Raw genomic sequence first — 12,028 nt, 5'->3', positions numbered from 1 at the left:
GCATGAGATGGAGCCGATCAAGCAATAGACGGGCCGCGAGTCACGCCCGTGGGACAGCGTGTCCGGGACGTGTGCCAGGCGGCCTGCCGGTGAAACACTCTGTGTCGAAAGTGGTTGCCACAAATCCGGCGCAGCAACCCCTACGAGAGCGCGGAACCCGGTGCGGTGTCAAGGGAAAACCGCCCGTGGCGCAACCGTCCGCGAAGGCCCGACGTTCATCGCGCCGATGCACGTCTTCAATAGGGTTTCCACCTAACGCGGCGCGGGCGCGCAACTTGCATTTGGGGCAGATGCCGGCGCCCTCACCGGGGCGCGGCGGTCGCCCTTTCGGCGCTTCCGCGCGGGCGGGCTGTTGGCTTCAGAACAAGGAGACTTCCATGCGAATTTGCGGGCTATTCCGGGCGCGCCCATGGCGTTGGCTTGCCGGGGCGTTACTCGTGGTTCCGACGCTGGCCTTGGCCAATGCGGATGTCGAGAAGAACATCGCCGACTCGAAGAACTGGGCTGTGCAGGCTGGGGACATGTACAACCAGCGCTACAGCAAGCTCGATCAGATCAACGCCGGCAACGTCGGCAAGATGCAGGTCGCGTGGACGTTCTCCACCGGCGTGCTGCGCGGGCACGAAGGCTCGCCGCTGGTCATCGGCGACATGATGTACCTGCACTCGCCGTTTCCCAACAAGGTCTTCGCGATCGACCTGAACACGCAGAAGATCGTCTGGAAATACGAGCCCAAGCAGGACCCTGCCGTGATCCCGCAGATGTGCTGCGACACGGTCAACCGCGGCCTGGCCTACGCCGAAGGCAAGATCATCCTGCAGCAGGCCGACAGCAACCTGGTGGCTTTCGATGCCAAGACCGGGAAAGTGCTGTGGACAGTCAAGAACGGCGATCCGAAGCTCGGCGCCGTGAACACCAACGCGCCGCACGTCTTCAAGGACAAGGTCATCACCGGGATCAGCGGCGGCGAGTGGGGCGTGCGCGGCTTCCTGGCCGCCTACGACCTGAACTCCGGCAAGCAGGTCTGGAAGGCCTTCAGCACCGGCCCCGACGCCGAGATGCTGATGGACCCCGACAAGACCATGACCTGGACCGACGGCAAGATGGCGCCGGTGGGCAAGGACTCGTCGCTCAAGACCTGGAAGGACGACCAGTGGAAGATCGGCGGCGGCACCACGTGGGGCTGGTTCAGCTACGACAAGGAGCTCAACCTCGTCTACTACGGCACGGGCAATCCGTCGACCTGGAACCCGGCGCAGCGTCCTGGCGACAACAAGTGGTCGATGACCATCTTCGCGCGCGACGTCGACACCGGCATGGCCAAGTGGGCCTACCAGATGACCCCGTATGACGAATGGGACTTCGACGGCGTCAACGAGATGATCCTGGCCGACATCGACGTCAAGGGCAAGCCGACCAAGGCGCTGGTGCACTTCGACCGCAATGGCTTCGGCTACACGCTCGACCGCGTGTCCGGCGCGCTGCTGGTCGCCGAAAAGTACGACCCGCAGGTCAACTGGGCCACCCACGTCGACATGAAGACCGGCCGCCCGCAGGTGGTGGCCAAGTACTCCACCGCCAAGGGCGGGCCGGACGTCAACACCAAGGGCATCTGCCCGGCCGCGCTGGGCACCAAGGACCAGCAGCCGGCGGCGTTCGACCCCGAGACCAAGCTGTTCTACGTGCCGACCAACCACGTGTGCATGGACTACGAGCCGTTCAAGGTCGAGTACACCGCCGGCCAGCCCTACGTGGGCGCCACGCTGTCGATGTTCCCTGCCCCGGGAAGCCACGGCGGCATGGGCAACGTGATCGCCTGGGACGCGGGCAACGGCAAGATCGTGCAGACGAAGCCGGAGAAGTTCTCGGTCTGGAGCGGCGTGCTCAACACCGCCGGCGGGCTGTCCTGCTTCGGCACGCTCGAGGGCTACCTCAAGTGCGTCGACAAGAAGGACATCAACAAGGAACTGTTCAAGTTCAAGACGCCCTCGGGGATCATCGGCAACGTGTTCACCTACGAGCACAAGGGCAAGCAGTACATGGGCGTGTTCTCGGGCATCGGCGGCTGGGCCGGCATCGGCATGGCGGCAGGCCTGGACAAGGACACGGACGGCCTCGGCGCCGTGGGCGGGTACCGCGAACTCAACCAGTACACCGAACTCGGAGGATCATTGACCGTCTTCGCCCTGCCGAACTGAAAGCGTCAGGAGACAAGTGCGCGTGCCGGACAGCCCACTCCGGCACCCGCATTCCAGCGCCGGGTTTGCGCCGGCCTGATCCGGGGAGACGGCATGCCTCACGCAAGCCGTCTGCCATTCCTTCAATAACATGGATCAAGAACCGATGAGTTGGAAAAAGGCATTGCTGGGTGCTTGCGCGATCTTTTGCATTGCAGGCGCCGCACATTCAGAGGACAAGGCGAAAGTGGTCGACGGCTACAAGGTCGACAGCGAGACGATGAAGGGCTTCCGGGCCTGGCGCGCGGCGGCGTGCGACCGCTGCCACGGCGCCAACCAGGAGGGCCTGGTCGGTCCGTCGCTGGTCAACAGCCTCAAGACGCTGTCCAAGGACGACTTCATCAAGACCGTTCGCGACGGGCGGCTGGAGAAAGGCATGCAGAGCTTCGGCAACAGCCCCGTGGTGATGCAGAACATCAACCAGCTTTACATGTACCTCAAGGGCCGCTCGGACGGCACGATCACCCGGGCGAAGGTCGAAGAACTACCCCAATGACTGCCTCAGCAACCCGTTGCGCCCGCGGCGCCATGGCCCTGGCGCTGGCGGCCGCTGCGTGGAATGCGGCGGCGCAGCAGGAAGCGCCGGCGCCGCGCACGGCGCTGCGCGTCTGCCAGGACCCGAACAACCTGCCCTTCTCCAACACGAAGGGCGAGGGCATCGAGAACCGGATCGCCGAGGTGTTCGGCAAGTCGATGGGGCTGCCGGTGGTGTACTACTCCTTCCCGCAGCGCCTGGCCTTCATCCGCAACACGCTGCGCTTCAAGCTGCCGGGGCAGGACTACCCCTGCGACATCGTGATGGGCGTGCCGGCCGGCTACGACCAGGTTTCGGTCACCAAGCCCTACTACCACTCCACCTACGCGCTGGTGTTTCCCCAGGGCAAGGGTCTCGACGGCGTCAGGTCGGGCGAGGACTTCCTCAAGCTCGACCCGGCCGTGCTCGCCAAGCTGCGCATCGGGTTGTACGACGCTTCGCCCGCATCGGCGTGGCTCAACAAGCACAACCTGGTCGATCGGGGCGTGCCCTACAAGATCATGAACGCCGACCCGGCCCAGTACCCGGGTCAGATCATCGAGAACGACCTGGCCAGCGGCAAGCTCGACGCCGCCATCGTCTGGGGCCCGATCGCCGGCTACTACGCCAGGCGCGTCAAGTCGCCCGCGCTGACGGTGGTGCCGCTCAAGTCCGAGCGCGGGGTGCAGTTCGACTACCAGATGGCAATGGGCGTGCGCTACGGCGAGCGCGAATGGAAGCAGCAGGTCGAGGGCCTCATCGAGGCCAACCGCGCGCAGATCCAGGCCATCCTGGCCGAGTTCGCCGTGCCGCAGGTCGATGCGTCCTTCGAGACGCCCAGGCAGTAGGCACGGGCTGCAACCGCGCGCGCGATGACCATTGCCGCCTTCGACTTCCGCCGGGCAACCGCGTCGCTGCTCGCCGGGCCGGCGCTGGCCGCGGCATGGCTGCTGGCGTGCACGCCTGCGGGCGCGGCCAACGACTTCTCGGAGGCCGAGAAGGCGCTGTTCCTGGGCACGCCGCTGGTCACGCTGCACCCGCCGTTGACGCTGGACTACACCTTCCGCAAGAGCGGCACGCTGGAAGCCCCGTTCGACGACAGCGTGAAGCTCGACCTGAAGGCCCGCGAGGACGGGCAATGCTGCGCGGTGGCCGCACGCTTTCTCGGCGGCGATCGCGCCCTCAAGCTGCCGGAGGTCGACAACGCCCAGGGCAACCCGGCGCTGATGTATTTCCTGGAGCGTGACATCCGCGAGATGCAGCGCCTGACGGGCGGCCAGCCGAACTACTTTCGCAAGCGCATCCGCATGGCCGTCTACCAGGGCGCCACCATGCGCGCGCTGACGCTGCCCTACCGGGGCGCCAACGTCGCGGTCCGGGAATTCACCATCGCGCCCTACGCCGACGATCCGAACCGCGCACGCTTCGAGAAGCTGGCCGGCAAGCACTACGCCTTCTACATGTCCGATGCGGTGCCCGGTGGCCTGTATGCCATCCGCGCGCGCATCGACGCCGCCGGCGGCAATGCCGCGCCGCTGATGCAGGAGGAAATGCTGATCGAGGGCGCCCAGACCCCGCCGTCCATGCCACCGTCCACGACCAGGCCCTGAAAGACGCGGCAACTGCAAGGAACACCCATGCCCATGCCATCGATCCGTCCGCGCGCCTGCGCCCTGCTGCTCGTGGCGCTGGGCGCTTGTGCGGGCGCGTTCGCCGCACCGGCGGCGCCGCGCGCCAAGCCGGCCGCCGCGCCGCCTGCCAACGATTTCCCCACTGTGGATCGCGTGCTGTACGTGCAGGAGTGCATGACCGCCCACCCCGGGCCGGTCTTCGAGATGACCAACAAGTGCGCCTGCACGCTCGACAAGCTCGCCGCGAGCGTCAAGTACCAGGACTACGTGACGATGAGCACCATCGTCAAGGCGATGTCCATCGGCGGCGAACGTGGCGGCGCGATCCGTGACGTGCCGTCCTACGAACCGCAGGTCAAGCGCTACAAGGAGCTCGTGTCCAAAGCCGAAAAGTCCTGCTTCATCCTCCCGGAGCCGCGCTAGGAGGCATGCATGCCCGGCCGCCCCCGCAAGCCGCAAGGCGCCTGGCGCGCCCGGCTGCTCGCGGGCGCCCTGGCGGCGATGCTGATGGCGCCTGCCGCCGCGGCCGTGGCGGCCGGCGCCGCTACGGCCGCGCTGGCCGTGACCGAGGTGCGGCCCGGCGTGTTCGTGCACTTCGGCATGCTGCAGGACTGGGCGCCTGAAAATGGCGGCGACGTGGCCAATCTGGCCTTCGTGACGGGCAGCCGCTGCGTCGCCGTGATCGACACCGGCGGCACGCCAGCGGTCGGCGAGGCGCTGCGCGCGGCAGTTGCGCGCGCCACGCCGCTGCCGGTGTGCTACGTCATCAACACGCACGCGCATCCGGATCACCTGCTGGGCAACGTGGCCTTCCGTAGCGGCGCCGAGCCGCCTCCCCGCTTCGTCGCCAGCGCCCGCCTGGCGCCGGCGCTGGCAGCGCGTGCAACGTCCTACCTGAACGCCTTAGCGCGCGATTTCGGGCTGCGGCTGGAAGCACGGGACCTGGTGTACCCCGACATCGCGGTCGAGCGCACGGCGCAGCTCGACCTGGGTGGCCGCGTGCTCGACCTGCGCGCCTGGCCGACGGCGCACACCGACAACGACCTGACCGTGTACGACCCGCAGACCCGCACGCTGTTCGCGTCCGATCTGCTGTTCGTGCGCCACATGCCCGCCCTGGACGGCAGCCTGCGCGGCTGGCTGGCGGCGATGGCCGAGTTGCGCCAGGTGCCGGCGTCGCTGGTCGTGCCCGGCCACGGGCCGGCCGATGGCGACGGCCGCGCTGCGTTCGACGCGCAATTCGCCTACCTGGACAGCCTGCTGCGCGCCGTGCGCACGGCCCTCCGCGAGGGGCTGAGCCTGCCGCAGGCCGTCGAGCGCATCGGCGTGCCCGGCGGCGCGCCATGGCTGCTGGCCGACCGTTTCCACCGCCGCAACGTCACGGCCGCCTACGCCGAGCTGGAGTGGGAAGACAACGCGCCAGCGCCATCGCCTCCCGCGCCCGCCGGCCCTGGCGCCGCCACGGGAGCGCGCCCGTGACGGGGCCTGCCGAGCAACGGCGCCGCGCCTGGCTGCGCGCCGCGGGCGCCGGCGCCCTGCTCGCGGCCTGGCGCCCCGCCGGCGCGCAGCTCAAGACCGCCGACAACCCCGAGGCCAACCCGGTCTGGCAGAAGCTGCGGGCGAGCCTGTTCCAGTCGCGCCCGATCGCGCCCGCGGCCGACTGGTTCAGCCTCGTCCTGCCGGCGCGCGCGGAGGACGCGGCCATCGTGCCCGTGGCCATCCAGACCCGGCCGCCCGCGTCCTCGCCCGCCACCACCATCGAGAAACTCTGGCTCATCATCGACAACAACCCGTCGCCGCTGGCGGGGGTGTTCGAGTTCACGCCCGAGAGCGGGCGCGCCGACCTGGAAACGCGCGTGCGCATCGACGAATACACGCACGTGCGCGCCATTGCGCAGACCGGCGACGGCCAGTTCCAGATGGCTCTGGGTTTCGTCAAGGCCTCGGGTGGCTGCTCGGCGCCGCCCAGCAAGGACCTGAAAGCGGCGCAGGCCACGCTCGGGCGCATGCGGCTGCAGGTGCAGCCGCCGGCCGCACCGGGCGCACCGCAGCTGGTGCAGCTCATGATCAGCCACCCGAACAGCTCGGGCCTGGCGCTCGATCCGGTGAGCCGGCTCTATTCGCCGCCGCACTTCGTGCGCGAGTTGAAGGTCACGCTGGACGGCCGCACGGTGCTGGCGGCCGACCTCGATTTCGCCATCAGCGAGAACCCGAATTTCCGCTTCTACGTGCTGCCGCGCAGCGACGGCGAGCTGCGCGCCGAGATCGTCGACAACCAGGACCTGAAGTTCCACACCCAGGTGATGCTGCGGCGCGCCAGTCCGTAGGCCGCCCGGACCGGGCACCCAACACAAGGAGACCATGACCATGACGACTTCCGCGAGCAAGCTCAGCGCCTACGACAAGATCACCATCGACGCGCCGGCCAGCGCGGTGTGGGCCAGGATCCGCAACTTCGACGCGCTCAAGGACTGGCTGCCGCCGGTGGCCGAATGCCCGGCCGACAAGGGCAATGCGCCGGGCTCGGTGCGCCGCATCAAGCTGCACGGCGGCGGCGAGGTCGACGAGACGCTGCTCAGCCATGACGAAGCCGGCATGCAGTACAGCTACTCGGCCGCCGATGGCGGCGCGCTGCCCGTGACCGGCTACCAGTCGACCGTGCGCGTGAGCCCGCAGGGCCAGCAGGCGCTGGTCGAGTGGCGCGGCGAGTTCTACCGCGCCGACCGCGGCGAGAACCCGGCCGCCGACAAGAACGACGAGACCGCGACCGGTGCCATCCAGGGCATCTACAAGGGCGGCCTGGCGGCCTTGAAGAATCTGGTCGAGGGCTGAGCGCAAGACGGCCGGTGCCCACGCACGGCACCGCGACACGCGACGTCATGCGGCACCTGCGCCTGCTTTCGATCCTGCCCCGCCTGCTCGCGGCATGCATGCTCGGCGCGTGCGCGCTGGGTTCGAGCGGCGGCGGCACCGGTACGCCGGCCGCCGGCAGCGTCATCGCTTTGCGCCCCGGCGTCTACATGGTGCAGGGGGCAAGCGGCGCGGTGGACGCCCGGACGCTCGGGCGCGTGGGCAACGCGGGTTTCATCGTCGGCGATGCGGGCGTGCTGGCCATCGACACCGGCACCTCGTACCGGCACGGGCAGGCGCTGCTGGCCGCCATTCGCCGCACGACGGACCGGCCGGTGCGCCTGGCGCTGATCACGCACGCGCAAAAGGACTTCCTTTTCGGCGCCACCGCCTTCCAGGAGCAGGGCATTCCGGTGATGATGCATCGCGCCGCCGCGGACCTGATGCGCTCGCGCTGCGAACGCTGCCTGGCAATGCTCCGGCGCACCCTGGGCGAGGACGAGATGCGCGGCTCGGCCGTGCCCGCGCCGGATCAGGAGGTCTCGGGCAGCCAGTCCCTGGACGTAACCGGACGCCCGGTCGAACTGCTCTACTTCGGCCACTCCAGCGGGCCCGGCGACGTGGCGGTGCTCGACCGGCAAAGCGGCGTGCTCTTCGCCGGCGGGCTGGTGGATGCGCAGCGCATTCCGGATGCGCAGGACGGCGAGATCGACGGCTGGCTGCGCGGCCTGCGGGCGTTGCGCGCGCAGCCCGCCAGCGTGATCGTGCCCGGCCACGGCCCGGCCACCGACGCACGCGCCATCGACGCGCAGGAAAACTACCTGCGCCAGCTCGACGACCGCGTGCGCGCACTACTGCAGGCCGGCACCGCCCTGAGTGCCGTGCCCGATGCGGCCGGCCTGCCGTACTTCGCCGGCTGGGACCAGTACCAGACGCAGCATCCGCGCAACGCGTCGATGCTGTTCGTGCGCCTGCAACGCGAGCAGTTGCAGCAGCAGCCGGCGCGATAGGAAACGGCCGGGACAGCATCTCAGGCCCCCGTCCCACACCAGGCGCGGCGGGGCGCGCACAACGCTCGCGCGATGGCCGGCGTCCAATGGGTTCAAGCTGGACTTACAGGAGACCATCATGTCCATGACGAGAACCGCATTGCTGGCAAGCGGCCTGGCATTTGCATCGCTTTGCGCCACGGCCCAGACCGCGGCGCCCCAGACCGCGGCGCCGCCGACCCATCCGGCAGCAGGCCCTGCCGACACCGGATCGACCGGCCCCACGATGCCACCCTCGCACCCGGCCACGAGCGGCGGCGCTGCCAACCCCTCGGTCAACGGCTACAAGGCCTCGCCGCCCTCGCCCGATGACGCGAAGCACGGTGGCAACGGCCGCGGCACGTCGAAGCCCGCCCCCGACGCCAGCAGCACGCAAGGCGATCCGACGAGTACGGATTCGATGACCAAGGACAACATGCCCAAGCACCCGGCCACGCCCAAGCAGCAGTGAGGCGATGCTCGATCAGCGAGTCGTCGCCGTCAGCCTGCGCGAGTTGGCCGGATCGCGGAACACAAGCGGATGCTCGGTGACTTCACGCGGGCGCGCGACGGTCGCATCCGCGCGCGCCACCGCATCCTCCACCAGCGCGTGGTGCGGGCTCTTGCTGCACACCGGGTCGGCCATGGCCGGGTCTTGCGCCAGCAGGTAGGCCTGGCAGCGGCAGCCACCCAGATCGACCTCGCGCATGTCGCAGCTGGAGCATGGCTCTTTCATCCACCCGGTACCGCGATACCGGTTGAAGCCTTCGGAATCGAACCAGATCTCGCGCAGGCTCGTCTCGCGCACGTTGGGAAATGCCAGGCCCGGCAGCATCCTCGCCGTGTGGCATGGCAAGGCGGTGCCGTCGGGCGTGACCGTCAGCAGGGTGCTGCCCCATCCGTTGACGCATTTCTTGACCTTGCCCTCGTGGTAGTCGGGGGCGACGAAGAAGATGCGCATGCGCCCGTCCATGCGGGCGCGCCAGGCATCCGTGACCGCCTCGGCCCGCTGCAGTTGCTCGCGGGTCGGCAGCAACTGGTCGCGGTTGAGAAAGGCCCACGAGTAGTACTGCGTGTTGGCCAGCTCCAGGTACTCCGCGCCGAGGTCTGCGGCCATGCCGATGATGCGGTCGATGTGGTCGATGTTCATGCGGTGGATCACCACGTTGAGCACCATCGGCCAGCCCTGCGCCTTGATGAGCCGCGCCACCCGGCTCTTGAGTTCGAAGGTCCGGGTGTGCGAGAGAAAGTCGTTCATCTCCCGCGTCGAATCCTGGAAGGACAACTGCACGTGGTCCAGGCCCGCGGCCTTCAAGGCGGCGGCGCGCTCGGCGCTCAGGCCCACGCCCGAGGTCAGCAGGTTGGTGTAGTAGCCCAGGCGGTGCGCCTCGGCCACGATCTCCTCGAGGTCGTCGCGCACCAGCGGCTCGCCGCCCGAAAGGCCGAGCTGCACGGCGCCCAGCTCGCGGCCCTGGCGCAGCACGCGCATCCAGTCATCGGTCGTGAGTTCGTCCTGCCGGCTGGCGAAGTCGAGCGGGTTGAAGCAGAAGACGCAATGCAGCGGACAACGGTAGGTCACCTCCGCCAGCAGCCACAACGGCGGGCCGGGGGGCGCTGGCGCGCGGTCGGTCATGGCGCCTAGTCCCAGGCAAGCCAGCGCTGCTGGCCGGCCAGTTCGACGAAGGCTCGCACGTCCGGTCCAAGGCCGGGCGTGGAGAAGGCCGTTTCGAGTTCCTGGACGATGGCTGCCAGGCTGCGCTGGCCGTCGCAGCGCTTGAGGATCTCGCCGCTGCTCTGGTTGAGGCGGACCATGCCTTCGGGGTAGAGCAGCACGTGGCTGTTCTGCGCCGGCTCCCACTGCAGCCTGAAGCCGCTGCCGATGCGCGGCCGGGTGGCGTCGCCGGGCGGCGTCATGACGTCACCCCGTACTTGAGCGCCATCGCATCGCTCATGGCCCAGAGGATGTCGAGCTTGAGCTGCAGCACCTCCAGCGCCCGTTCCTGCTGGGCGCGGGTGGTGAAGTGCGCCAGCGTCACTGCCAGCCCCTGCTCCACGTCGCGGCGCGCCCGGCTCACCCTGCTGCGGAAATAGGCCATGCCCTCCGCCTCGATCCAGGGATAGTGCTGCGGCCAGTTGGCCAGCCGCTGCTGGTGGATCTCGGGCGCGAAAAGTTCGGTGAGCGACGAGCACACGGCTTCCTGCCATGGTGCGCGGCGCGCGAAGTTCACGTACGCGTCGACGGCGAAGCGCATGGCCGGCGCCACGTGCCGCAAGTCCAGCACCTCCTCGCGCGTGAGGCCCACGGCGGTGGCCAGGCGCAGCCAGGTCTCGATGCCGCCCTCGTCGCTCACGCCGTTGAGCTCGAAGCCGTCGTGGTCGAGGATGCGCTGGACCCATCCGCGGCGGACCTCGCGGTCGGGGCAGTTGGACAGCACCGCCGCGTCCTTGATGGGAATGGCGATCTGGTAGTAGAAGCGGTTGGCCACCCAGCCGCGCACCTGCTCGGGCGTGGCGCGCCCGGTGTTGAGCATCACGTTGAACGGGTGGTGGATGTGATAGGCGCGGCCGCGTTCGCGCAGCCGCGCCTCGAACTCCTCGCGCGACCAGGGGGCGGACTGCGGTTCCCGGGGGGCTTGCATGGCTTGGCTCATGGTCGGATCTGCATGCCGTCCTCGCAGACTTCGACACCGGCGCGGGCGAGCTCGGCGCGTTCGGGAGAGTCCTCGTCGAGGATCGGGTTGGTGTTGTTGATGTGAATGAGCAGGCGCCGCGTCGTTGCCGGAAGCCTCGCCAGCCACTCCAGCATGCCGCCCGGGCCGGACTGCGGCAGGTGGCCGATGTCGCGCGCTGTCTTGGCCGACAGGCCCAGCCGCGGCATCTCGTCGTCGGTCCAGAAGGTGCCGTCGACCAGCACGCAGTCGGCGCAGGCCATCGCTTCGAACACCGCCGGCGTGATCTGTCCGAGGCCGGGCGCGTAGAAGACGCTGCGCCCGCTGGCGCGGTCGCGCATCAGCATGCCGATGTTGTCGCCCGCCACCGGCCGCTCGCGATGCGGCGAATAGGGCGCGGCCTTGGAATCGAGCGGCAGCGCGCGAAACTCGATGTGCGCGATGCCGGGGACCTCGAACGCGCTGCCGTCCAGCGCGATGGCATGTCGATCGACGCCGCAATAGTGGCCCAGCACGCGCAGGATCGGATTGCCCTGCGTCAGGTCTTCGGCGACCGGGTCGGTGCACCACAGCGGCAGCGGACTGCGTCGCTCGCGCAGCATGAACAGGCCGGTGGCATGGTCGACCTGCCCGTCCATCAGCACGACGGCGGCAATGGCCGAGTCGCGCACCGCGCGCGCGGGCTGCAGCGCCGGCGTGCTGCGGATCTGCTGCAGGACGTCGGGCGAGGCGTTGAACAGCACGCCGTCGGCGCCGTCGTCAGGGGCGACGAAGATGGACGACTGCGTGCGCGCCTTCGCCTTGATGGTTCCGGCGCGCACGCCTGCGCAGTTGCGGCAGTTGCAGTTCCACTGCGGAAAGCCACCGCCGGCGGCCGAACCGAGAACGGTGATGCGCATCGGCGGTGCCTGGGCCCTTGAAAGGCGCCGCCCTTCAGCGGGCGGCCACGTACATCGTGATTTCGAAGCCGAAGCGGAAGTCGGTGGCGCTAGGTGTTTCCCATTTCATCAGCGGTCTCCTTGGGGTTCAGGGTGGTGATGCGGAGGCCGGACGGCACCCGCGGAACCCATGTTCTCCCTTCGGAAGCGGCGCGGACAGC

Annotated in this window: 15 protein-coding genes; 10 read left to right on the top strand and 5 right to left on the bottom strand. The window is 69.0% G+C overall.

Going from position 1 to position 12,028, the window contains the following annotated elements; genetic code table 11:
• Positions 1 to 377: 377 nt before the first annotated feature.
• The 10 genes from VES41_RS18795 (at position 378) to VES41_RS18750 (ending at position 8,732) form a co-directional block, all read left to right on the top strand.
• Positions 378 to 2,198, top strand: coding sequence for a methanol/ethanol family PQQ-dependent dehydrogenase (locus VES41_RS18795; RefSeq protein WP_324820163.1), 1,821 nt, complete (start codon positions 378 to 380; stop codon positions 2,196 to 2,198).
• Positions 2,199 to 2,343: 145 nt separating this feature from the next.
• Positions 2,344 to 2,733 carry a cytochrome c gene (locus VES41_RS18790; RefSeq protein ID WP_324820161.1) on the top strand — a complete coding sequence of 130 codons (390 nt, stop codon included), beginning with the start codon at positions 2,344 to 2,346 and terminating at the stop codon, positions 2,731 to 2,733.
• A complete protein-coding gene (locus VES41_RS18785) occupies positions 2,730 to 3,599 on the top strand; it encodes a quinoprotein dehydrogenase-associated putative ABC transporter substrate-binding protein (protein ID WP_414719181.1) in 870 nt (289 codons plus the stop codon). Before VES41_RS18790 ends, VES41_RS18785 begins: the two co-directional genes overlap by 4 nt.
• A 24-nt stretch (positions 3,600 to 3,623) precedes the next feature.
• Positions 3,624 to 4,361, top strand: coding sequence for a hypothetical protein (locus VES41_RS18780; protein WP_324820159.1), 738 nt, complete (start codon positions 3,624 to 3,626; stop codon positions 4,359 to 4,361).
• Between the two features lie 27 nt (positions 4,362 to 4,388).
• Positions 4,389 to 4,805 (top strand): hypothetical protein, encoded by a 417-nt coding sequence (locus VES41_RS18775; protein ID WP_324820157.1) that lies wholly within the window; start codon positions 4,389 to 4,391, stop codon positions 4,803 to 4,805.
• Between the two features lie 9 nt (positions 4,806 to 4,814).
• Positions 4,815 to 5,861, top strand: a complete 1,047-nt coding sequence (locus VES41_RS18770; RefSeq protein ID WP_324820155.1) for a quinoprotein relay system zinc metallohydrolase 2 — start codon at positions 4,815 to 4,817, stop codon at positions 5,859 to 5,861.
• Complete coding sequence (locus tag VES41_RS18765) at positions 5,858 to 6,709, top strand: quinoprotein dehydrogenase-associated SoxYZ-like carrier (protein ID WP_324820153.1); 852 nt, start codon at positions 5,858 to 5,860, stop codon at positions 6,707 to 6,709. The genes VES41_RS18770 and VES41_RS18765 overlap by 4 nt, the downstream gene beginning before the upstream one ends.
• 40 nt (positions 6,710 to 6,749) lie before the next feature.
• Positions 6,750 to 7,214, top strand: a complete 465-nt coding sequence (locus VES41_RS18760) for an SRPBCC family protein (RefSeq protein ID WP_324820151.1) — start codon at positions 6,750 to 6,752, stop codon at positions 7,212 to 7,214.
• A 14-nt stretch (positions 7,215 to 7,228) separates the two neighbouring features.
• Positions 7,229 to 8,242: an MBL fold metallo-hydrolase gene (locus VES41_RS18755; protein WP_324820149.1), complete on the top strand. Its 1,014-nt coding sequence runs from the start codon at positions 7,229 to 7,231 to the stop codon at positions 8,240 to 8,242.
• Between the two features lie 118 nt (positions 8,243 to 8,360).
• Entirely contained in the window at positions 8,361 to 8,732 is a 372-nt protein-coding gene (locus VES41_RS18750; protein ID WP_324820147.1) for a hypothetical protein, read from the top strand.
• Between the two features lie 12 nt (positions 8,733 to 8,744).
• Here the strand turns inward: VES41_RS18750 and pqqE are convergent, their stop codons facing one another.
• Genes pqqE through pqqA form a run of 5 tightly spaced genes read right to left on the bottom strand, consistent with a single transcriptional unit; the run spans position 8,745 to position 11,937 of the window.
• On the bottom strand, positions 8,745 to 9,893 hold the full coding sequence (gene pqqE, locus VES41_RS18745) for a pyrroloquinoline quinone biosynthesis protein PqqE (RefSeq protein WP_324820146.1): 1,149 nt from the start codon (positions 9,891 to 9,893) through the stop codon (positions 8,745 to 8,747).
• Between the two features lie 5 nt (positions 9,894 to 9,898).
• A complete protein-coding gene (gene pqqD / locus VES41_RS18740) occupies positions 9,899 to 10,174 on the bottom strand; it encodes a pyrroloquinoline quinone biosynthesis peptide chaperone PqqD (protein ID WP_324820145.1) in 276 nt (91 codons plus the stop codon).
• Positions 10,171 to 10,899: a pyrroloquinoline-quinone synthase PqqC gene (pqqC, locus tag VES41_RS18735; protein WP_324820144.1), complete on the bottom strand. Its 729-nt coding sequence runs from the start codon at positions 10,897 to 10,899 to the stop codon at positions 10,171 to 10,173. The genes pqqD and pqqC overlap by 4 nt, the downstream gene beginning before the upstream one ends.
• An 8-nt stretch (positions 10,900 to 10,907) precedes the next feature.
• Positions 10,908 to 11,828, bottom strand: a complete 921-nt coding sequence (pqqB, locus tag VES41_RS18730) for a pyrroloquinoline quinone biosynthesis protein PqqB (RefSeq protein WP_324820142.1) — start codon at positions 11,826 to 11,828, stop codon at positions 10,908 to 10,910.
• A gap of 34 nt (positions 11,829 to 11,862) precedes the next feature.
• Positions 11,863 to 11,937, bottom strand: a complete 75-nt coding sequence (gene pqqA / locus VES41_RS18725; protein ID WP_324820405.1) for a pyrroloquinoline quinone precursor peptide PqqA — start codon at positions 11,935 to 11,937, stop codon at positions 11,863 to 11,865.
• Between the last annotated feature and the right edge of the window lie 91 nt (positions 11,938 to 12,028).

It is taken from the genome of Variovorax sp. (assembly GCF_035634955.1).
Classification (GTDB): Bacteria; Pseudomonadota; Gammaproteobacteria; order Burkholderiales; family Burkholderiaceae_C; genus Variovorax.
The sequence above is the reverse complement of the archived record's forward strand: the minus strand, read 5'-3'. Positions and strand labels throughout refer to the sequence as shown.